The sequence below is a fragment of the Shewanella sp. HL-SH2 genome (assembly GCF_051164935.1).
Taxonomy (GTDB): Bacteria; Pseudomonadota; Gammaproteobacteria; order Enterobacterales; family Shewanellaceae; genus Shewanella; species Shewanella glacialimarina.
In genome coordinates, this window is record NZ_CP195035.1 from 2995167 (window position 1) to 3017204 (window position 22038).

Below are 22038 nucleotides of genomic sequence, written 5' to 3' on the forward strand. Positions count from 1 at the left end.
TAGTACTTTTTACAGTAAATATCTCAATTGGAGAGTGTTGTAATGAGTTTTAAAAATTTTAAATGTGTACCAAAAATGATTTTTGGTCGTGGTTCGTTCGTGCAATTGGACGTGGTATTAGAGCAAGAGCGCAAAGAAGCAGATGATTTTGTGGTATTTCTGGTTGACGACGTACACCAAGAAAAACCATTAGCAGGGCGAGTTCCCAACAAAAGCCAAGACTTAGTCATCTACGTTAACGTAGATGATGAGCCAACAACAGTTCAAGTTGATGAGTTAACCGCTCAAGTTAAAGCGTTTAACACTAAGCAACCAGTCAGTGTTGTTGGTTTAGGCGGCGGATCTACTATGGATTTAGCCAAAGCGGTATCGCTTATGCTGACTAACCCAGGTAGCTCATCTGAATACCAAGGTTGGGATCTAATTAAAAACCCTGCCATTCACCACATTGGTATTCCTACAGTATCCGGTACCGGCGCTGAAGCATCACGTACTGCGGTACTGTGTGGCCCAGTGCGTAAGTTAGGCTTAAATTCTGACTACACTGTGTTTGATCAAATCATTATGGATTCTGAGTTAATTGCAGGTGTTCCAACAGATCAATGGTTCTACACTGGTATGGATTGCTTCATTCACTGTGTTGAGTCTTTACAAGGGACTTACCTGAACGAATTTGCGAAGGCCTTCGCTGAAAAATCGATGGATTTATGCCGCCAAGTTTACCTAGACGATCATCCAGAAAAAGATGACAAGCTAATGATGGCCTCTTACATGGGCGGAATGAGCATTGCTTATAGCCAGGTGGGTGCATGTCATGCGGTGTCTTACGGTTTAGGCTATGTATTAGGCTACCATCACGGTATTGGTAACTGTTTAGCATTTGATGTGTTAGAAGAATTCTATCCAGAAGGTGTGAAAGAATTCCGTAAAATGATGGAAATTCACAACATCACTCTACCGAAAAACATCTGTAAAGACTTACCAGACGAAACTATTGCTAAGATGGTTGCGGTTACTAAGAGCATGGGCCCATTATGGGACAATGTTTACGGTAAAGGCTGGGAAGAAAAAGTTACCGATGAAATGCTGACTAAGCTGTTCCGTCGTATATAATACGTCTAAGTCATTTTGTCATAAGGGCTCAGATGAGCCCTTTTGTTTACCATTAAAATAGGTTTTTATTGATGAATGTTACTCTATTAATTCCAGCTCGTTATGGTTCAAGCCGTTTTCCTGGAAAGCCATTAGCGCCGATTAATGGTAAACCGATGATCCAACACGTTTACGAACGTGCCTCATTAGCCAGAGGATTAGACAATATTTACGTTGCCACAGATGATGTTCGCATTAAAGATGCCGTTGAAGGTTTTGGTGGTAAAGTGGTTATGACTAGCGCTGATGCCGCATCGGGTACCGATCGTATTAATGATGCTATCAGCCAGTTAGGCTTAGCCGATGATGATTTAGTGATTAACCTACAGGGCGATCAACCCTTAATCGACCCTATTTCGATTGAACAAATCATTAGCTTATTTGAACGCCATCCTGGTGAATTTGAAATGGCGACCTTAGGGTTTGAAATCACCGATAAGAAAGAATTAGACGACCCAATGCACGTAAAAATGGTGTTCGATAATGACTTCAACGCACTGTATTTCTCACGCGCACGCATTCCGTTCGGCCGTGACACTAACGACTACCCTGTCTACAAACACTTAGGTGTTTATGCTTACACCCGTCGTTTTGTTAATGCCTTTGCCCAATTACCACTAGGTAAGTTAGAAGACCTAGAAAAATTAGAGCAACTGCGTGCATTAGAATACGGCTATAAAATAAAAATCGCGATTAGCGCATTCGATTCACCAGAAGTCGATACCCCTGATGATATTCGTAAATGTGAATTACGCTTAGCGGTTGATTAACTAAACCTTGGAGCATCAGTATGGATTTATCAGGTTTTGAAGTGTGGATTATCATTGGTTTAGTGGTGGGTGTTATTGCCAGTAATTTAGCCGTATTAAAGTACAGCGCTAAATTTAAAATGCCACATTTAGGTGATCACAAAGATAAAAGCATTGCTCCAGGTGAAAGCGCAGATAAAAATGCCGATGAACATCAGAATGACAATACAGGCGCTAATGCTGGTATAAATAGTACTGATACAAGCAAAAAAGATAACCCATCAACAAAAGCAGATTAATGCTCACTGGCTGTTGTTAAATCTTTAAAACCAATGTTGTTACTTACATTTAAGGCTTCTCATTTTAATGAAATGAAGCCTTAAATGATTTTGAGTAATTGTTTTTAAATTAGGTTAATACCCTCTAAAAATTCAGTATTCAACCTTAGTTTCGCATAATCCTTAGGAGTAATATGCCCCTTACCGCCACTGATACCAGCTCAAACACAACCCATAAATCATGTACAACAACGACGACAAATTCACCTAAAGCAAACCTAATGTCAGACGAAATGCACGCCCGCATTGACCAGTCTGAAGCTCGCGTCATTAAAGCTATTTTTCCGTCTAACACCAATCATCACAACACTTTATTTGGTGGAGATGCATTAGCATGGATGGACGAAACCGCTTTCATTGCTGCGACCCGTTTTTGCAGAAAGTCTTTAGTTACTGTTAGCTCCGACAGAATTGATTTTAAAAAAGCCATTCCAGCAGGCAGTTTAGCCGAATTAGTCGCTAGGGTTATTCATGTGGGTAATACCTCGCTTAAAGTTGAAGTGAATATTTTCGTCGAAAATATGTATGACGACCATCGCGAACATGCGATTAGAGGTGTATTTACTTTTGTTGCTGTGGATGAACAACGCAATCCTACCAAGGTTTGGCCATTAAGCTAACGCACATAGCACATAGCACTCCAATAATAGAAACATCAACTGTATCAATGACCACAAGGATGTCGGTCAAGTTAACGTCAGCTATTTTCCAACCACATCACATTTACACTAATACCTGGCGGGTATTTTTGATGAAATGATGAATTTGATTCTCAACTTTAATATCAATCATCTCTTGGGGGCGGCAGCTATTTGGGCATGGCATATTAGGTGTAGTACCAAATAACCGGCATATTAATGGTCTTTCATCGTAAACCGTACAACCATTTGGCCCTAAATGTACGCAGTTAAACTCATTTAATGCCGCGTCATGCTCAGCATCTGTTTTCACTGGTAAACGTGACATTTCTTCTGAGGAGGTGGTGACAGGCCCGCAGCAGTCGTGGCAACCTGGTTTACATTCAAACGTCGGAATACGATCGCGTAAATGGTCAACTATCTCTCGGTTATTATTCATAACGGCCTAATATTCTATAATTTATCGTTATTATAGTGGCATACATACCACATTAGAAGTTGATCTTGGTTCTGGAGAGCATCAAGCTGATGAGCAAGTGTGAGGTTATATGATTAATAGACCGTAAACAGTATATAAAAAAACCACTGTACCGCGCACCTTAATGCGCAATACAATGGTTTACATTCAAATATTGCCTTTAGATTTGCAATCTAAGCAGCTATTTATGTTTACGCTATATCAAAACGGTCTGCATTCATTACTTTAGTCCACGCGGCGATAAAGTCGTCAACAAACTTTTGTTTGTTGTCATCTTGAGCATACACTTCTGCATACCCCCGAAGAATCGAGTTAGAGCCGAATACCAGATCAACCCGTGTTGCAGTCCATTTGACTTTGCCGCTATCTCGCTCACATATTTGATACAGATTTTTGCCTGCCGGTTTCCAGGAATAATTCATATCGGTCAAATTGATGAAGAAGTCGTTAGTTAACGCGCCCTCTTGCTCAGTAAATACTCCGTGTTTGGTATTATCGTGGTTAGTACCAAGTACCCGCATGCCGCCAACTAATACTGTCATTTCGTGGGCGTTTAGCCCCATCAATTGAGTACGGTCTAGCATTAACTCTTCCGCGCTCACGGCGTAATCGTTTTTAAGCCAGTTACGATAAGCATCATGAATGGGCTCTAGCACATCAAATGACTCAGTATCGGTCATTTCAGCTGTAGCATCACCCCGACCTGGCGTGAATGGTACTGATACATCACTACCTACAAGCTTAGCCGCCTTTTCAATACCGACATTACCAGCCAGAACAATAACATCAGCCATGCTTGCACCGCTTTGTTTTGCTATTGGCTGCAATACCGCTATCACTTTAGATAAGCGTGCAGGCTCATTACCCAGCCATTGATTCTGTGGCGCCAAACAAATACGAGCGCCATTAGCACCACCACGAAGATCAGATGACCTAAAGGTTCGCGCACTGTCCCATGCTGTGGCGACCATTTCGCTGATTGTTAAATTACTGGCGGCAATCTTGTCTTTAATCGCCTGAATATCGTAGTCAGTTTTACCTGCTGGAACAGGATCTTGCCAAATTAAGGTCTCTTCTGGCACATCAGGGCCAATGTAGCGAGCTTTAGGTCCTAAATCACGGTGGGTTAATTTAAACCAAGCTCTAGCAAACACATCAGAGAAATATGCAGGGTCTTTGGCAAATCGTTCGGTGATTTTACGATACTCAGGATCCATTTTCATGGCCATATCGGCATCGGTCATAATTGGATTACATTTAATCGATGCATCTTCAACGTCAGCAGGTTTGTGCTCGTCTTTTATGTCTACAGGTTCCCACTGCCAGGCGCCTGCGGGGCTTTTCTTAAGCTGCCAATCATAATTGAGTAGCATGTCAAAATAGCCGTTGTCCCATTGGGTTGGATGAGTTGTCCATGCGCCTTCTATACCGCTGGTGACAGTATCACGGCCTATGCCGCGTTTGGTTTTATTTAACCAGCCAAAGCCTTGGTCTTCAATCTCTGCACCTTCAGGCTCAGCGCCTAATAATGAGGCATCGCCATTACCATGGGCTTTACCTACAGTATGACCGCCAGCAGTTAGTGCTACCGTTTCTTCATCATTCATTGCCATGCGGGCAAAGGTTTCACGTACATCTTTAGCTGTTTTAAGTGGATCAGGGTTGCCGTCTACGCCCTCAGGGTTAACATAAATAAGCCCCATCATCACAGCGGCTAACGGATTGGCTAACTCACGGTCTCCTGAGTATCGGCTATTCGCGTTATCAGAAGGTGCTAACCACTCTTTTTCAGCGCCCCAGTAGATATCTTTCTCTGGATGCCAAACGTCTTGACGACCAAAGGCAAAACCAAATGTTTTCAATCCCATAGATTCATAAGCTATGGTGCCTGCATAGGCAATTAAATCGGCCCAACTTAGCTTATTACCGTATTTTTTCTTGATCGGCCAAAGTAGACGGCGTGCTTTATCCAAGTTACCGTTGTCTGGCCATGAATTTATTGGGGCAAAACGTTGATTTCCCGTACTGGCTCCGCCTCGACCATCGGCAATTCGGTATGTTCCTGCAGCGTGCCAAGTCATACGGATCATTAGTCCACCGTAATGGCCCCAATCCGCTGGCCACCATGATTGGCTGTCAGTCATGAGTAAGTGAAGATCTTTTTTAAGAGACTCAACATCGAGCTTTTTAACTTCGTCTTGATAATTGAAATCAAGTCCCATCGGATTGGTTTTGTTGTCGTGTTGATGAAGAATGTCTAGATTTAGCGCTTTAGGCCACCACTCCATATGTGACATATCACTCTGTGTCGCGCCGCCGTGCATAACTGGGCATTTACCTGCTGACATTGTGTGTCTCCTATTAGTTACTTAAAAAAGGCATTTAATTGTGCTGCGTCAGTAACATTGAAACTCTACTTTTTAAATCACTTACTTAAACTGACGCACTAACTTAGCAGCTATATACTAAAAAACATGGGGTTAGGATCAAAAAAAACCAACCTTTATCAAGTATTAAGCTTAGTTAATGCGTTATGAATTTCAATATTTCACCGCTCAACCACCATGTATAGACCATTCAACCGATTAAGATAGCCAATTTAATTAGACCAAAGTCTACTTTTGTTGTAATTTTGCACTATTGTCGGTTCATTTAGACACAAAGCAATGGAATACCAGATAACTTTTCTGTTACATTGATTTAATCTTCAAGCGCAACAACGAATATAAAAGCCATGAAGCTAGAAAATTTAAGTATCATTATTGCCGACGACCACCCCTTATTTCGTAATGCCTTGCGACAAGCTTTAAGCTTAGCTTTTAATAACACTCAATGGTTTGAAGCTGACAGCGCAGAAGCATTACAAAAATTGATGGACTCCGCCGAAGTCCCTGTTGACCTTATTTTGTTAGATTTACAAATGCCGGGATCACATGGATATTCGACGCTTATCCATTTGCGCAGTCATTACCCTAATATTCCTGTTGTGGTCATTTCCGCACATGAAGACATCAATACCATCAGCCGTGCCATACATTATGGTAGCAGTGGTTTTATCCCGAAATCGTCATCAATGGAAACCTTGGCAGAAGCCCTAAATGCCGTTTTATATGGCGATATTTGGTTGCCCGCTGGCACCCAAATTTTACCAGTAAGTGATGATCCGACAGACCAAATGGCCAGCCGTTTATCTGATTTAACCCCGCAGCAGTACAAAGTATTACAAATGTTTGCCGAAGGATTATTAAATAAGCAGATTGCCTATGACTTTGGTGTGTCAGAAGCGACCATTAAGGCCCATGCTACGGCTATTTTTCGTAAACTCGGGGTTCGTAATCGCACGCAAGCGGTTATAGCGTTGCAGCAACTGCTTATGGATAAGGTTAATTTATCTTGATTGAGTTAGCGCTTTTACCCTTTTCTCAAGCGTGTGAAAACAACAAACAACCCATTTTAGATATTATTGCGCCACGGTTAATTAACCCACTTCATTTATTGGAAGTGGGAACTGGCACAGGTCAACATGCGGTATTTTTTGCCCGTCAATTACCACATATTTGTTGGCAAGCCAGCGACCAAGTCGTTAACTTAAATCATATCAATGCCCGTATTGCGCACGCTAATATCATTAAGTTACCCGCAGCAATTGCCTTAGATGTTAGTCAGCAGTGGCCTAAGCAAATATTTGATGCTATTTATACTGCCAATACCTTGCACATTATGAGTAGCAAGCTAGTTGAAGCTTTTTTTGTCGGTGTCGGGCAAGTAACTAAAGTAAATAGCCAAGTATTTATATACGGGCCATTTAACTATAACGGACATTTCACCAGCGACAGTAATGCCAATTTTGAACAGTGGCTTAAACAAAATGATCCCTCAAGTGGAATACGAGATATTGAATGGATACTCGAATTAGCCAAAGCACAGCAATTAATGTTAATTGACGACTTTAGTATGCCTGCCAACAACCGTTTATTGCATTTTATCAAGCGATAATTTCCACAGTTGAATAACTTACTTTTTTGAATAAAAAACGTTAACTTACTACACAGCCTTAAAACACCACGAAGTTGAACACAAGGAAATGTATTATGGGTTCAGTGACCACCAAAAAACATCAAAATGGTCTTGATTATGTCGAGGTCAGTACCGATTTATGCCAAGCACGGATCTTTCTTCAAGGGGCACAAATTGACCAGTTCGCCCCGACTGGCAAAGCACCATTATTATGGGTATCAGCAGCAGACGATTATCAAGTAGGTAATGGGATCCGCGGCGGTATACCCGTTTGTTGGCCATGGTTTGGTATGAGTGGCAATGGCGGATTTCCTCAACACGGTTTTGCCCGTACTCGGCTTTGGAGTCTTGACTCTATCAATATGCACGATGAAATAGTGGATTTGATATTTAGCCTAAAGCTCACAGAACAAGACCGCCAATATTGGCCACATGATACCGAAGTTAAAGTGCTATTTACCCTAAGTGATACTTTATCCGTCAGTATCGTTAATAAAAATAATGCTAACTATCCTGTCAGTTTAACCCAAGCACTCCATACCTATTTACCTATTAATGATATTCATCAACTGTCAGCCACAGGTTTTGACGGTTCCAAGTATATTGAATTTGGTGAAGGTCCTTATCAACAACCCAATGATAAAGTGAACTTTGATAAAGAAACAGATCGAGTGTACACGGATTTATCGCCAGTTCAGCACTTACACACGCCAACTGGGATTATCGAAGTTAGCCGAGAGAACAGCCAATCGGCAGTATTGTGGAATCCGTGGATAGAAAAGTCGACTCGCCTTTCTCGTTTTAAAGCAGATGACTACCTCACTATGGTATGTTTAGAAGCCGCCAATGTATTAGATGACAAGGTGACCTTATCTCCCGGCGAAACCCATACCCTAACAACTCATATTCGCTGGGTTTAAACGGTTAATTCTGCATTAATTCAACAATAGATAACATTACTTTTAAGCCAGAGTTTGATACGCTGGCTTTTTATTTAACTTCTTGAAGTGTTAATGATTAAAGGCATATTCACCGTTAAGCGAATATTACTACTTTTACTGCTGATGATTATCGGTGCAACTTGGTATGTCAGCCAAAATATTCACCCTATCAGTATCAAGGTGCTCAACAAACTGTTATCACCCTATGATATTCAAGTACTGAACTTAGACACACAGTTAGTATCGATAAATCAACTGCGCATTCCTCGGCTTATCTTACAAATAGAAGACAGTTACATTTCCATACAAGGTTTTGAACTCACCCTAACAGATACCCTTGCCATAGCAAAAAAACAACAACTCGATCCCAGTGACATTGTTAAGTTGAGTAGTAAAAGCGTTTATGTTGATTTAGGCGCTAGCTTTTTTAACCGTCAAACTCAGCAACAAACCGAGTCCAGTGCAGCATGGCAATTAGTATTTAACCACATCCCCGACATTGATTTAGGTGAAACGATAATTCGCTTACCCGCTTTGCCCGCTGCCGGACCTGAATTAACCATGGCTAATGGTGTTGTGACTCATTTTCGCCACAGTTTAAAAATGGATACATTTACTCTTAACCCACAAGGCGCTTTATCTACCCTGTGGCGATTCGATGACAATGAATTATTTAACGTTAATGCGCAAATAATGCCAACACAATTGCACTTGTCCACCAAATTGAATCTCAAACAAAGTCAGCTGGGATTAAATGCATTATCAGACTATCTCACGGCCGCAATTACTTCGCTTAAAGCTAAGAGAAGTGAGCAGGAAACATACGGCATGATTGTTGGAATCCAACAACAATTAGCCACTGTTTTAGCCCCTCTTAAGCAATATCAAATTGATATTGATGGTAATTGGCATGCCGATACCCAAATTAACTTAACCAATAATGAAATTTATTCGGTTAATCATTTCATCGCACTCAAAGTTGAGTCACAAAAATTTGAGCACTTAGCATTTAATGTACCTGATGACTTTAAAATAGAAGTGGATGTTAAACAACAACCTGTTCCTGCAGGTATAAACCAAGGTGCGCAAAATATTTTTGCAGCCAAAATCGATATAGCGCCCTTTGAACAACAAATCAGTTTTAATCAACTTCAGCTTAGTCAACTTCTTAAACAGTTGTTTGCGGATAATATCGCGTCTCAGCTTAATGCGTTTATTGACGGACTAAAAGTTGACTCACGCGACGCCACTAGCCAGATTGGTTTATTGGTATCAGTGCCTAAACCAAGTTTATTGTGGTTACCTTTAGCGGCATTAGAAACAAATGAACATTCAAATAATAATACTAGCACTGTAGTGCCAGTCAGTTTTTTCACACCTGAAATTATTGCCAGTGTCTCAGGCGGTATTATCGACAACACCTTTCGCCTAACTGATGTTCAGGTCAATGATTTAGGCGAAATCCATATCGCCCCTTCTGTTGAATTAGACATCACTCAAGCAGTTGATATTGTAAAGCTATTTGCGCCATTAACCGAGTCCCCCTTAGCACTAACATTACCCTTTAATGAATTCACCTTGTCTAAAGCACGCGTAACCTTTGAAGCAGAATTTGAACGTTTATTAAATAGGCATAATAACAGTGAACAACATACGCTAAATAAAGACTTTACTGATAAGCTCATTATTATGCCGTCAAGCCAAATTTTAATGTCTCAGTTATATGTGAATAAAAATAACTCAGCATTAGAATCGACCATCGCCCAAACGAGCTCACAAAGCTTTACTAGTACAGAAATGAGTATTCAATTTCACCAACAAAGTAAATTTGAATCGACAACAGGTTATACTCAGCTAACGTTAGCCCCATTACAACTTGAACTGCAAAAAGTTAACGCTGTAGCAATCGATTCCATAGGTAAAAAGCAATCATTTTCTGCTAAGAGTGCTCAATTTGATTGGCTGCCATCAACTCATTTTACTTTGCAAGTAAACACAACTAACAGCCTTATCGATCAATTCCTTGCGCAAAGCAGTCAATATCAAATTAGTAGTCAATTAGATCATATCAAACTCAACCAGACACTCCCAAAACAGCGAAAACAGGCGTTACTTAATTTAGGTCATGTCAGTTTAAAACAGCAAACATCTGTAGATAAAGGCTTAATTCAAAGCCAAGAACAATGGCAATTTGATAATATCAATGCCACCAGCCAACACTTCTTTCAGCCTAAATCTCAATCGCTAGCAGGACAATGGCTGCTAGAAACCGATATTAGCCAAGCATTACCTACCATAGGTAAAAATCAGCCTATTGCACCAGGTTTAAACATCGCAGGTCGGGTTAAGGTAGCGAGCAGCTATTCAATGAGAGAGCAGGATGGAATCCAATATTTTGAAATGTTAATTCAACCTCAGCTGACCGATTTAAACCTTGATTATATCGACTATTATATTTCAGACTCTTGGATCAATACTCAATGCCAATTTAATTGGCAACAACACATTGAAGATTCGATATCAACAAGTCAGCTAACATGCCCTGAAACCAACATCAATATCGCAAAAGGCCGTGCAGGGTTACTGTTTAGCAATCTGAATTTACAAGCTAATATTGAACTCAACATGGATCCGACTAAGCCACTGAATAATTGGTTACAAAAGCTGACAGGACTGAGTGAAACAGATATCAAAATGACCCTAAGAGGTGATGCTTTGGGGGGCCAGTTTCTTGTGCCAGAGTTTGTATTCAAACTGCATGATAAATCCCATGGCTATTTACTGTTACAAGGCTTAAGCCTTAAACAGTTGCTTGAGCAGCAACCGCAAGTGGGTGTGTATGCTGATGGCATCTTTGATGGCGTTTTACCCGCCGAATTTATTAACGGTGAACTGACTATAACAGGTGGACATATAGCCGCACGACAGCCTGGCGGCCTAATTAAAGTGGATAATAATGAAGCCATTGAACAATTAAAACAATCACAGCCTTATCTGAACTTAGTCTTCGGTGCTTTAGAACATTTAAACTATCGTCAGTTATCGGGTAAAGTTGCAATGCACTCTAATGGCGATGCACAAATTAATGTTGCCATTAAAGGTAAAAGCCTGGATATTGCTCGGCCAATTCATCTTAACTACACCCATGAAGAAAATTTGATTCAATTGTACCGCAGCACCCAAATTGGTAATCAGCTACAATCGAATATAGAGAAGTCCGTTAAATAAGGAAGACACTGTGAAACTTGCCGCCCTGTTTGCTTCAACTTTGATGTTAATCAGCTTAGTTTCAGCCTGTACGCCCACGGTTAGAATTGAGCCATCAGATAAGCCTATTGTGATCAATTTAAACGTTAAAATTGAGCATGATATTAGAATAAAAGTGGATAAAGAACTCGATAATTTATTAGAAAACGAGCAGCTATTTTAATAGGAATTTAATATGAAATATACCTTACCCGCCCTATTAGTTAGCTTACTGCTCAGTTTCAATGCATCGGCGATGACGTTACAGGATGCTAAAAATAATGCACTTGTGGGTGAACAAATTAACGGTTACCTGGCGGTAATAACAAGCTCTGCCGAGGTTGAGGCATTAGTCACTGATATTAATGCTAAGCGTTTACAACATTATCAACGTATAGCTCAAAAGAATGGCCTCAGTACTGCCAGCGTAGCAAAACTCGCCGCAGAAAAAGCCATTGAAGCGGCTAATACAGGCCATATCTATCAGGATAAAAAAGGCATATGGCAAACCAAGTAAAGACACAAATACTTTGTTTTAACCACTGAGATAATTTTAATTTAACTACCGAATCAAATTAACGGATCAAATTGTTCAATAAAAAAGCCCAGAAACTTCTGGGCTTTTGCTTGAAACATCCTAAATCAAACCGGATTAACCACATCGACAAAATGATGAGTTAAGCCAAACTTATCCGCTAAATGCTGACCTAAAGCCTGAATACCATAACGCTCAGTTGCGTGGTGGCCTGCTGCAAAATAATGAATATTTTGCTCCATTGCACTGTGGTAAGTTCGCTCTGACACCTCACCACTAATAAATGCATCTACACCCATCTTAACGGCATAATCAATATAGTCTTGCGCCCCACCAGTACACCAGGCAAGGGTATTAATAGGTTTACTGCTATCGCCAATATGTAGCGCTGGTCTTTTCAACACCTGACTTATGTGCGCATTGAACTCGCTGGCACTCATGGTTTGCATTAAATGACCATGCCATAATAAATCTTGCGGAACATCTTCATAAACAGTTGGATTTAAAATACCTAGTTGCTGTGCAAGTTGCACATTATTACCGACACCATGATGAGCATCTAGCGGAAGATGATAGCCAAATAAGTTAATGTTATTATCCATGAGTGCTTTAATGCGTTTGTATTTCATTCCAGTTAATACTTCAGGCTCATTTTTCCAAAAAAAGCCATGGTGAACCAAAATAGCATCGGCATTCAAAGCAATGGCTTGTTCTATTAACGGTTGGCAGGCTGTCACCCCAGTCACAATTGTGCGAATAGCGTTTTTGCCCTGCACTTGTAATCCGTTTGGCGCATAATCTTTAAATTTTGCGACATTCAAAAACTCATTTAAGTAAGTTGACAAAGAATGACGATCTATTTCGCTATGACTCATGGTAGTAATCCATTATTGATGCTGGGTTAATCATATTATTTTACAGTATCTGCTAATCAAGTGACACCCTGTAAAAAGCATGAAAAATGATTCATTTGAGTACCTTAATGCTTAAGACTAAGATGAATTAATATTTTTCAATGGTGTCAGGGACGGTATATGAAACATTTATCACGATTTTGGATATTGATGCTCTGCATTTTGGCTACGTTAGGCTGTTATGTAATGGGATTTTCATCTGGCATTGCCGCTTTTATAGGTTTAGGAATATTATTCGAGGTGTTGTTTTGGGGACTTATCATTGTTAAAAGTCGTGGTTCAAACAGACAAAACAACACCTAAAGTACCAACAATAACAAATACTGTTTAACATAAAAAATACCCTAAATTGGACTTTTGTGTCATTTAACCTATAAAATTAGCTGAAACCAAAAAAGTAAGTTAGCTAAAAATAGGTTAAATTATGACAACATTATCAAAGGAAGACGTTATTAGTTCATTGCAGGCTGCATTAGAAAAACAGTCAGGTACTGCAGTTAACATCGAACAATCTGGAAGTTGGTATAAAATTGATGGCGGAAAATCAGTTCGTTTTAGTGAGCTAGAATCAATGCTAACAGCAATGGATAGTGGTTCACAAATCGTCACGAAGGCGGCAACAAAATCCGCAGCTAAAAAAGCCACCGTGACAAAAGCAAAACCAGTTTCCGCTAAAAAAACCTCTTCTACGACAGTTAAATCAGCTCAAGCGAGTGAAGGTTCAGGCTTAAGCCCAAAAGAGCTATGGCGTGCAAAACTTGAAAATGCCAAAGGTAAAAATACCTTACCGCGTGGTTTTTAAATTGATTTAAATTCCAACAATAAAGGCGCTTTATGCGCCTTTGTTATTTCTAAACGTGATATGTTTAAATAGATTACATTGCTAAAGTTACATCGCTACATCAACTCGAACATAACCCTGTAAGTAAACCACTCTGACTTCATCTCCGGCTTTAAACACCATTCCAGGGTCTAAGTCTTGAATGATCATCACTTGAGTACCGTCTTCTTGTTTAATCATCATTTCAACTAATTTGTACTCAAGATAATATTCTTGACTACCATATTGGTTTGCAATTCCACCACCTAATAGTGCCCCAAGTACTGTGGCAACATCTTGTCCGGATCCACCACCAAATTGATGCCCAATAACCCCGCCAATAAGCGCACCACCAAAAGTTCGCCACCCTTGTTTTTTATCGACGACCAGTTGTTTCTCGGTAATATTTTTAACCGATTCAATATAACCATAGAGTACTTTTTCTACGGGTACTGCTTGGTTTCTGTCGTAAGCTGCCAATACTGGCGAATTTACGCTGCCGAACAGAAATATTAACAGTAAAAAACCAGATAATTTACTCGCTGAGATGTTCAACATACGCTTTTTCCGTTAACTTAATAAGTAAGGTCTATATGCTAACTATAATCAATTGTGAAATCACTGTCTTATTTAAATGAGTTAATTAATTTTCCCCCACCAGAACAAGCTTTAGCTGAACCTAATGGTTTATTAGCTGTAGGGGGTGATTTATCTCCAGCAAGATTATTGGAGGCGTATTATCATGGTATTTTCCCCTGGTTTAACGTAAATGACCCAATATTATGGTGGTCACCTAATCCAAGAGCAGTATTTACTCCCAAAATGAATTTTGGCAGTAAAAGTTTAAAAAAGTATCTAAAGAAAGTACCTTGGCGATACACCATCAATCATGCTTTTTTGGATGTGATGGCAGGATGCGCGCAGCCTCGAGCCGATCAAAATGGCACCTGGATCACCCCAGAAATTCAAATGGCTTATTACGAGTTACACTTACAAGGGTTCGCCCATTCGTTTGAAGTATGGGATGAGGATCGGCTAATTGGTGGCCTATATGGTATTCCAATAGGTAAGGTGTTTTGCGGTGAATCGATGTTTCATCGGCAAACCAATGCCTCAAAAGCAGCATTTACCATGTTAAATCAACATTTGGCAAAGCATGATTTTGCGCTTATTGACGCTCAATTAGTTAACCCACACTTGATTAATTTAGGCGCAGAGACAGTTAATAGAACCTCATTTTTGACGACTTTAAGACAAAATAGAGAACTAGATGTTTCACCTAATATATGGCTCAAGCAAGAGGTAAAATTTGAATTCTAAATCTGTCACAGTAGGAATTAGTAAACCTTTTGATTGCAGCTATATCGTTGGTAATCAAGAGCAACTACTGGTTATTCAAGAGTCTCATCTTGATGGGCAATTGTTTGAACAATTACTCGCGATGGGCTTTAGACGTAATGGGAATGCGATTTATAAACCGCGTTGTCCTGCTTGCCAGGCATGCCAGTCTATCCGTGTGCCCGTGCAAACATTTATGTTGTCAAAACGTCAAAAACGCACCTTAAAAAAAAATCAACACTTGCATTGGAAAGTGGTTGAAAGCAGCACTCCTGCTCATTATGCATTATATGACCGCTACATAAGTGCACGTCATCACGACGGGCCGATGTACCCACCTTCACAGGCTCAATTTGATGATTTTTTATTGTGTGATTGGCTACCATCAACCTTTATAGAACTCTACGATCAAGATAAATTGATTGGCGTTGCTGTCACAGATAATCTTGCCCACAGCTTATCGGCAATTTACAGTTACTTTGATCCAGACTATGAAAAAAATTCATTAGGTTCTTTGATGATTTTAATCCAGTGCCAGCTGGCAAAATCCCTAGGTAAACACTTCATCTATTTGGGTTATCAAATCGATGAAAATCGTAAAATGTCTTATAAGCGCCAATATCGCCCTTACCAAATATTAACTGCTGACGGTTGGCAAAATGAAGAGCAAGTTAAGCCGTTATCTTGTTAACGGCCTTTACAGCAAGGCGTTTTTGCGGCATGATACGCCCGATTTTCATATTTGAAGGCTAATGGGATAATTTATTAATGGCGAAAGAAGACAACATTGAAATGCAAGGGACTATCCTTGAGACCTTGCCCAACACAATGTTCCGCGTAGAGCTTGAAAATGGACATGTGGTGATAGCCCACATTTCTGGCAAAATGCGCAAAAACTACATCCGTATTTTAACGGGTGATAAAGTCACTGTTCAGTTGACTCCTTATGATTTATCTAAAGGACGTATCGTCTTCCGCGCACGTTAATGATTATAGTTTTCGTATGAAAAAAACCGACTCTTGTGTCGGTTTTTTTATAGTCACTGTTACGATAATGTAGGCATAAAGCTGATTGGTATTCTGGTGCAATTTTTACTTCACAAAAACCAACTCAGCAAGCTCGTATCATTATAAAGCCATAAAAAAAGATGGCAGTGGCCATCTTTTTATAAAACTCATTATATCGATATATTAAGACACTTTTTCAGGTGTTTCACACTCGATATAAATCTCACCGTCTTTAACGTCGATATGCGCTATGCCACCGGCTTCAAGCTTACCGAATAGGATTTCATCCGCTAATGGGCGTTTAATCAATTCAGTGACCACACGGCTCATTGGACGCGCTCCCATGTCTTTGTCGTAACCTTTCTCAGCAAGCAAGGTACGGGCTTCATCACTGACCTCTAAGGTGACACGTTTATCATCTAACTGAGCTTGAAGTTCAACTAAGAACTTGTCGACCACTTTGGCAATCACGGTTAAGTCTAAATGGTTAAACCACACAATCGAATCTAAACGGTTACGAAACTCAGGTGTGAACACTTTATTGATTTCAGCAAGCGCATCTTGGGTATGATCTTGCTGTTGAAAGCCAATCGATTTACGAATGGTTTCTTGCACACCCGCGTTGGTTGTCATCACTAATGTGACATTGCGAAAATCAGCTTTACGGCCATTGTTATCGGTTAAGGTACCGTGATCCATAACCTGTAGTAACAAGTTATATACTTCAGGATGCGCTTTTTCAATTTCATCTAAAAGCACAACACAATGTGGGTTTTTAATCACCGCATCGGTCAATTGACCACCTTGATCATAACCGACATAGCCTGGAGGTGCGCCTATCAAGCGTGAGACCGCGTGGCGTTCCATGTACTCTGACATGTCAAAACGAATTAGCTTTAAGCTTAACGCAGCGGCTAATTGATTGGTCACTTCCGTCTTGCCCACCCCTGTAGGGCCTGCAAATAAGAAACTACCAACCGGCTTTTTATCGCTACCTAACCCGCTGCGAGAGAGACGGATAGCCGCTGATAAGCTCTCAATGGCCTTATCTTGGCCAAAAACCACCATCTTAAGGTTCCGCTCAAGGTTTTTAAGTAAGTCCTTGTCAGAAGAGGATACCGACTTTTCAGGAATACGCGCAAGTTTAGCGATAATGGCTTCGATTTCAGCTTGGCCAATGGTTTTCTTGCGTTTGCTTGCGGGCATCATCACCATGCGAGCACCCGCTTCATCAATGACGTCAATCGCTTTATCTGGCAAGTGACGATCATTAATGTGCTTGGCGGATAAAATAGCCGCGCTGCTGATTGCTGCTTGGGTATAACGAACACCATGATACTCTTCGTATTTAGACTTTAAACCCATCAAAATTTTAGTGGTTTCAGCAACAGAAGGCTCATTGACATCAATTTTTTGGAAGCGACGCGCCAATGCCCGGTCTTTTTCAAAAATACTTTGATATTCCTGGAACGTGGTTGAACCCATGCAACGTAATTTGCCACTAGACAATAATGGTTTGAGTAAATTAGAGGCATCCATGACGCCGCCAGAGGCCGCACCAGCGCCAATAATGGTATGAATTTCATCGATAAATAAAATGGCATGTTCATCTGCGGCTAGTTCTTTGAGCAAGCTTTTAAAGCGTTTCTCAAAATCACCACGGTATTTTGTTCCGGCCAATAATGAGCCCATGTCTAATGAATACACAGTGGCATTCGCCATCACTTCAGGCACTTGCTTATTGACAATACGGTAGGCTAACCCTTCGGCAATAGCAGTTTTACCAACACCGGCCTCACCCACTAACAAGGGATTGTTTTTGCGGCGACGACATAATGTTTGTACCGCACGCTCAACTTCTGCATCGCGGCCAATGAGTGGGTCAATGACCCCGTCTATTGATAACTGATTTAGGTTGGCTGCAAATTGCGACAACATGCTGCGATCTTCAGCTGACTCAGATTGATCTTCTGAATGTTCACTGCCGCCATCATCGGCTTTTTCTTCATCTTTTGAAAAACCGTGGGAAATGTAATTAACCACATCTAGACGAGTAATTTCGCAACGACGTAATAAATACACCGCCTGTGACTCTTGCTCACTGAAAATGGCAACCAAAACATTGGCTCCGGTGACTTCATTACGCCCAGATGATTGAACATGAAATACTGCTCGTTGCAAAACACGCTGAAAACCCAATGTTGGTTGGGTTTCTTTTTCATCTGCACTATCTGCAATAATTGGCGTGGTTTGTTGAATAAAATTATGCACTTCTTCACGAAGTTTATTAATGTCGGCCCCACAAGCAATCAACGCCTCATAAGCTGCGGGGTTGTCTAATAGCGCTAATAATAAATGTTCTACCGTCATGTACTCATGACGCGAATCTCTAGCTTGCTGAAACGCTAGGTTCAAGGTGACTTCTAAGTCTTTGTTCAGCATAAGCACCCCCTCAAATTAACCACAAACTGCAGAGTAAGATTATTATGTCTTAAGCTACACTATTCTTTCTCTAAACTACACAGTAACGGATGTTGGTTTTCTCTTGCACACTGATTTACTTGTAACACTTTAGTTTCAGCAATGCCGAATGGAAAAACACCACAGAGTCCTTTTCCTTGGTGATGAATAGCTAACATGATATCCACTGCCTGCTGTTCATTCTTATCAAAGAAACGTTGTAACACTTCAACGACAAAATCCATTGGCGTGTAATCATCATTATTTAAGACTACCTTATAGAGATTGGGTCTTTGAATGTCTGATTCAACTTTTTCTTCAACTTTTTCAATGCTGCCTATTTTAGCCATGCTTTAATACTAGCCTCTCATTTCAATACCGACCACATGATAATAATAAATTAATTTAATGTTGTCTTTTTGTTAATTTCCGCTTGACTTCTTTTCGTACAAATTTCATTCTGTTTGTCAGGCGGCGTTTAAAGACCGCTGAATAATAAGTTTTACTATCTTACTGGTAAGTAGACAAAAGAAGGAAGTGGAAGTATGGCAAGCGGAACTGTTAAATGGTTCAACAACGCCAAAGGATTCGGGTTTATTTGCCCAGATCAGGGTGGCGAAGATGTATTTGCGCATTATTCAACTATAGAAATGGAAGGTTACCGTACGCTTAAAGCGGGACAACCAGTTTCTTTTGAAATAGAAGCAGGCCCTAAAGGGATGCATGCTTCAGCCATTTCACCAACTAATTAGTTGGATGGAACTATAAAGCAAAAAGACAGGGATTTTAATCCCTGTCTTTTTTTATTTTTAGTAAATAAATTTGAAAAAACAAAAACGCGCCCAACTAGGCGCGTTTTTTATTAGCTTAAGTAAGGTCTTACGCCAAAATTAAACTGTTTAACGTTTTGCTTGGGCGCATTGCTTGTTCAGCTTTAACAGCATCTAAACGGTAATATCCGCCTAAATCAACTGCTGGGCCTTGTGCTTCATTAAGTTCAGCAACAATAACCGCTTCATTTGACAATAAGTCTGTCGCTAACTTTGTAAACTTAGCGGCAAGAACTGCGTCAGTCGTTTGTGCTGCAAGTGCTTGTGCCCAGTAAAGTGCTAAATAGAAATGCGAACCACGGTTGTCTAACTCTCCCACTCTGCGTGATGGAGACTTATTACAATCAAGGAATTGACCGATAGCCACGTCTAACGCATCGGCAAGTACTTGCGCTTCTGTATTGCCCGTTGTTTGGCTTAGGTGTTCAAGTGAAGCTGCAAGTGCTAAGAACTCACCTAAAGAATCCCAACGCAAGTGGTTTTCTTTTTCAACTTGTTGCACGTGTTTTGGCGCTGAACCACCTGCACCGGTTTCAAACAATCCACCACCGTTCATTAATGGCACGATAGATAGCATTTTGGCACTTGTGCCTAATTCAAGGATTGGGAATAAATCTGTTAGGTAATCACGTAAAACGTTACCGGTAACAGAAATTGTATCTTCACCTTTAATGATGCGATCTAATGTGAAACGGGTAGCATCTACTGGTGACATAATGCGGATATCTAACCCAGCAGTGTCACTGTCAGCTAAATAGGTGTTCACTTTTTTGATGATCTCAGCATCGTGAGCACGGTTGCTGTCTAACCAAAATACCGCAGGTGTATTGCTTAAACGTGAACGCTTAACAGCAAGTTTTACCCAGTCACGGATTGGGGCATCTTTCACTTGGCACATGCGGTAAATATCGCCCACTTCAACCGCGTGGCTCATAATGACATCACCCGCTTGATTGATAACCTTAACGGTACCAGCTGCTGTGATTTCAAATGTTTTGTCGTGGCTACCGTATTCTTCTGCTTTTTGCGCCATCAAACCTACGTTAGGTACACTACCCATTGTTGTTGGATTGAATGCACCATTGGCTTTACAGAATGCGATAGTCTCTTGATAAACACCGGCATAACAACGATCTGGGATCATCGCTTTAGTGTCTTTCAATTGACCATCTGGGCCCCACATTTGGCCTGAAGAACGAATAGCTGCAGGCATAGAAGCATCAATAATGATGTCACTTGGCACGTGTAAGTTGGTAATACCTTTATCTGAATCAACCATAGCAAGTGCTGGACGTGCGGCATAAACTGCAGCAATATCTGCTTCAACTTCAGCACGCTGTGCGTCTGGTAAAGATTTAATTTTGGCATATACATCGCCAAAACCATTATTAACATCAACGCCTAACTCAGCAAACAAGGCACTGTGTTTATCAAATACCGCTTTAAAGAACACTTTAACGGCGTGACCAAATAAAATCGGATCAGATACTTTCATCATCGTTGCTTTCAAGTGAAGCGATAATAAAATATCTTCTGATTTAGCAGCTTCAATTTCATGGGTATAGAATTCAATTAATGCTTTCTTACTCATTACTGCAGTATCAATCACTTCGTCAGCTAATAACGCTAAACCTGATTTTAATACTTGCTCGCTGCCATCGGCTTTCGCTAAAACGATACTGACTTTGTCAGCAGCCGTTAACGTCACTGATAATTCGCTGCCATAAAAATCGCCTTCGTTCATATGAGCAACGTGTGACTTAGAATCACTCGCCCATTTACCCATTGAATGTGGGTTTTTCTTGGCGTAATTTTTTACAGACGTTGGCGCACGACGATCTGAATTGCCTTCACGTAATACAGGGTTTACTGCACTGCCTTTAATTTTGTCATAACGTGACTGAGTTTCTTTCTCAGCGTCAGTTTTTGGCTCATCCGGATAGTTTGGAATGTCATAGCCTTTAGCTTGAAGCTCAGCAATACACGCTTTTAACTGTGGCACTGACGCGCTGACGTTAGGTAATTTAATGATGTTAGCTTCAGGCTGGTTAGCTAATTCACCTAACTCCGTTAATGCATCAGCAATTTTCTGATCTGCTGTTAAATTTTCAGGGAAGTTAGCAAGCACACGACCAGATAAGGAAATGTCACGTGTTTCAACTTTAACGCCTGCGGCATTAGTAAAGGTACGAATAATAGGTAACAGAGAAAGTGTCGCTAATGCTGGTGCTTCATCGGTTTCAGTATAAATAATCGTTGGAGAGTTATCTTTCATGGTTTTTCCTACATTATTGTAAATTAATAATTTATTAGAATATTTTGGTGCGGATATAAAGTCGATTTCACGCTTATGTCATCATGCAAGCATAATCTGTATACATTGATGAAATGAAGTTGAGCCAATACACCCTATTAGTGAGTACCCATTAAATGTGCATCGCTAACCAGTGTTTTTGTTCCAACGCTGGTGAAATCCCCAATCCCATTTTTTATTATTATTAGTACTTGCTGCATTGCTTTAGATACCAAGCAATGAAAAATCAGTTACTTGCTTCATAGCAACCGTTGAGCTTT

At 40.5% G+C, this 22038-nt stretch carries 23 protein-coding genes; 16 read left to right on the forward strand and 7 right to left on the reverse strand.

Annotated features, from left to right (window positions below):
• Window positions 1–42 precede the first annotated feature (42 nt).
• From kdnB to ACRWP9_RS13060, 4 genes are all read left to right on the forward strand, one after another.
• The gene (gene kdnB / locus ACRWP9_RS13045; protein WP_434926372.1) at window positions 43–1113 is read left to right on the forward strand and encodes a 3-deoxy-alpha-D-manno-octulosonate 8-oxidase KdnB; all 1071 of its coding nucleotides are present in this window, start codon (window positions 43–45) and stop codon (window positions 1111–1113) included.
• 71 nt (window positions 1114–1184) lie between these two features.
• Window positions 1185–1922, forward strand: a complete 738-nt coding sequence (gene kdsB, locus ACRWP9_RS13050) for an 8-amino-3,8-dideoxy-manno-octulosonate cytidylyltransferase KdsB (protein WP_226415386.1) — start codon at window positions 1185–1187, stop codon at window positions 1920–1922.
• Window positions 1923–1942: 20 nt separating this feature from the next.
• Entirely contained in the window at window positions 1943–2200 is a 258-nt protein-coding gene (locus ACRWP9_RS13055) for a DUF2897 family protein (protein ID WP_434926373.1), read from the forward strand.
• Window positions 2201–2460: 260 nt separating this feature from the next.
• The gene (locus ACRWP9_RS13060) at window positions 2461–2859 is read left to right on the forward strand and encodes an acyl-CoA thioesterase (protein ID WP_434926374.1); all 399 of its coding nucleotides are present in this window, start codon (window positions 2461–2463) and stop codon (window positions 2857–2859) included.
• A gap of 103 nt (window positions 2860–2962) precedes the next feature.
• Here ACRWP9_RS13060 and ACRWP9_RS13065 read toward each other — a convergent pair whose 3' ends face one another.
• Together ACRWP9_RS13065 and katG are read right to left on the reverse strand one after the other, a co-directional pair.
• Window positions 2963–3316, reverse strand: coding sequence for a YkgJ family cysteine cluster protein (locus ACRWP9_RS13065; RefSeq protein ID WP_235084494.1), 354 nt, complete (start codon window positions 3314–3316; stop codon window positions 2963–2965).
• 230 nt (window positions 3317–3546) lie between these two features.
• Window positions 3547–5703: a catalase/peroxidase HPI gene (gene katG / locus ACRWP9_RS13070; protein ID WP_434926375.1), complete on the reverse strand. Its 2157-nt coding sequence runs from the start codon at window positions 5701–5703 to the stop codon at window positions 3547–3549.
• A 386-nt stretch (window positions 5704–6089) separates the two neighbouring features.
• Between katG and ACRWP9_RS13075 the strand changes: the two genes are divergently transcribed.
• The 6 genes from ACRWP9_RS13075 to ACRWP9_RS13100 all read left to right on the forward strand — a co-directional run bounded on the left by ACRWP9_RS13075 (window position 6090) and on the right by ACRWP9_RS13100 (window position 12076).
• Window positions 6090–6752: a response regulator transcription factor gene (locus ACRWP9_RS13075; RefSeq protein ID WP_434926376.1), complete on the forward strand. Its 663-nt coding sequence runs from the start codon at window positions 6090–6092 to the stop codon at window positions 6750–6752.
• A complete protein-coding gene (locus tag ACRWP9_RS13080; RefSeq protein WP_434926377.1) occupies window positions 6749–7351 on the forward strand; it encodes a DUF938 domain-containing protein in 603 nt (200 codons plus the stop codon). The genes ACRWP9_RS13075 and ACRWP9_RS13080 overlap by 4 nt, the downstream gene beginning before the upstream one ends.
• Window positions 7352–7446: 95 nt before the next feature.
• Window positions 7447–8292: a D-hexose-6-phosphate mutarotase gene (locus ACRWP9_RS13085; RefSeq protein WP_434926378.1), complete on the forward strand. Its 846-nt coding sequence runs from the start codon at window positions 7447–7449 to the stop codon at window positions 8290–8292.
• A gap of 93 nt (window positions 8293–8385) precedes the next feature.
• Entirely contained in the window at window positions 8386–11541 is a 3156-nt protein-coding gene (locus tag ACRWP9_RS13090; protein WP_434926379.1) for a YdbH domain-containing protein, read from the forward strand.
• Between the two features lie 43 nt (window positions 11542–11584).
• On the forward strand, window positions 11585–11743 hold the full coding sequence (locus ACRWP9_RS13095) for a YnbE family lipoprotein (protein WP_226415897.1): 159 nt from the start codon (window positions 11585–11587) through the stop codon (window positions 11741–11743).
• Window positions 11744–11755: 12 nt separating this feature from the next.
• Complete coding sequence (locus ACRWP9_RS13100; RefSeq protein ID WP_434926380.1) at window positions 11756–12076, forward strand: YdbL family protein; 321 nt, start codon at window positions 11756–11758, stop codon at window positions 12074–12076.
• A gap of 125 nt (window positions 12077–12201) precedes the next feature.
• On the opposite strand, the gene ACRWP9_RS13105 is transcribed toward ACRWP9_RS13100, so the two are convergent.
• Window positions 12202–12954 (reverse strand): Nif3-like dinuclear metal center hexameric protein, encoded by a 753-nt coding sequence (locus tag ACRWP9_RS13105; RefSeq protein WP_319002919.1) that lies wholly within the window; start codon window positions 12952–12954, stop codon window positions 12202–12204.
• 174 nt (window positions 12955–13128) lie between these two features.
• Between ACRWP9_RS13105 and ACRWP9_RS13110 the strand changes: the two genes are divergently transcribed.
• Window positions 13129–13311: a hypothetical protein gene (locus tag ACRWP9_RS13110; RefSeq protein ID WP_434926381.1), complete on the forward strand. Its 183-nt coding sequence runs from the start codon at window positions 13129–13131 to the stop codon at window positions 13309–13311.
• 121 nt (window positions 13312–13432) lie between these two features.
• Window positions 13433–13810 (forward strand): hypothetical protein, encoded by a 378-nt coding sequence (locus ACRWP9_RS13115; RefSeq protein WP_434926382.1) that lies wholly within the window; start codon window positions 13433–13435, stop codon window positions 13808–13810.
• An 87-nt stretch (window positions 13811–13897) separates the two neighbouring features.
• On the opposite strand, the gene ACRWP9_RS13120 is transcribed toward ACRWP9_RS13115, so the two are convergent.
• Window positions 13898–14386: a glycine zipper 2TM domain-containing protein gene (locus ACRWP9_RS13120; protein WP_434926383.1), complete on the reverse strand. Its 489-nt coding sequence runs from the start codon at window positions 14384–14386 to the stop codon at window positions 13898–13900.
• Window positions 14387–14440: 54 nt separating this feature from the next.
• On the opposite strand from ACRWP9_RS13120, the gene aat reads away from it, so the two are divergent.
• The 3 genes from aat (at window position 14441) to infA (ending at window position 16153) form a co-directional block, all read left to right on the forward strand.
• Complete coding sequence (gene aat, locus ACRWP9_RS13125; RefSeq protein WP_434926384.1) at window positions 14441–15148, forward strand: leucyl/phenylalanyl-tRNA--protein transferase; 708 nt, start codon at window positions 14441–14443, stop codon at window positions 15146–15148.
• On the forward strand, window positions 15138–15857 hold the full coding sequence (locus tag ACRWP9_RS13130; RefSeq protein ID WP_434926385.1) for an arginyltransferase: 720 nt from the start codon (window positions 15138–15140) through the stop codon (window positions 15855–15857). The genes aat and ACRWP9_RS13130 overlap by 11 nt, the downstream gene beginning before the upstream one ends.
• A gap of 77 nt (window positions 15858–15934) precedes the next feature.
• Window positions 15935–16153 (forward strand): translation initiation factor IF-1, encoded by a 219-nt coding sequence (infA, locus tag ACRWP9_RS13135; RefSeq protein ID WP_011496276.1) that lies wholly within the window; start codon window positions 15935–15937, stop codon window positions 16151–16153.
• Between the two features lie 204 nt (window positions 16154–16357).
• On the opposite strand, the gene clpA is transcribed toward infA, so the two are convergent.
• Window positions 16358–18616 carry an ATP-dependent Clp protease ATP-binding subunit ClpA gene (gene clpA / locus ACRWP9_RS13140; protein ID WP_434926386.1) on the reverse strand — a complete coding sequence of 753 codons (2259 nt, stop codon included), beginning with the start codon at window positions 18614–18616 and terminating at the stop codon, window positions 16358–16360.
• Window positions 18617–18675: 59 nt separating this feature from the next.
• On the reverse strand, window positions 18676–18984 hold the full coding sequence (clpS, locus tag ACRWP9_RS13145) for an ATP-dependent Clp protease adapter ClpS (protein ID WP_434926387.1): 309 nt from the start codon (window positions 18982–18984) through the stop codon (window positions 18676–18678).
• 195 nt (window positions 18985–19179) lie between these two features.
• Here clpS and cspD point away from each other — a divergent pair, with 195 nt between their 5' ends.
• A complete protein-coding gene (gene cspD, locus ACRWP9_RS13150) occupies window positions 19180–19386 on the forward strand; it encodes a cold shock domain-containing protein CspD (protein ID WP_226415349.1) in 207 nt (68 codons plus the stop codon).
• A 127-nt stretch (window positions 19387–19513) separates the two neighbouring features.
• Here the strand turns inward: cspD and ACRWP9_RS13155 are convergent, their stop codons facing one another.
• On the reverse strand, window positions 19514–21739 hold the full coding sequence (locus tag ACRWP9_RS13155; protein WP_434926388.1) for an NADP-dependent isocitrate dehydrogenase: 2226 nt from the start codon (window positions 21737–21739) through the stop codon (window positions 19514–19516).
• Window positions 21740–22038 lie beyond the last annotated feature (299 nt).